Consider the following 245-nt stretch of genomic DNA (forward strand, 5'->3'; position numbering starts at 1 on the left):
CAAGGCATGAGTACTCGTGATATCGTTCAAGCCTTTGATGAATGGTACGGCGCAGAGATATCACCCACGTTAGTTTCTCGCGTTACCAACGCCGTTCTAGAGCAAGTTATTGAATGGCAAAGTCGACCTTTAGATGCCATTTACCCAATCGTTTACCTTGATTGTATCGTCGTAAAAATCCGTCAGGATAAGCGCGTTATTAACAAATCTATTTTCTTAGCGTTAGGCATTAACCTTGAAGGTCA

1 protein-coding gene is annotated in these 245 nt (G+C 42.4%); it reads left to right on the top strand.

What is annotated here, in order from left to right; translation table 11 throughout:
- Positions 1–245, top strand: a 245-nt coding sequence (locus tag AB4160_RS19320) for a transposase (protein ID WP_372006066.1), incomplete at both ends; no start/stop codon positions are given.

It is taken from the genome of Shewanella sp. 10N.286.51.B8 (assembly GCF_041469325.1).
GTDB lineage: Bacteria > Pseudomonadota > Gammaproteobacteria > Enterobacterales > Shewanellaceae > Shewanella.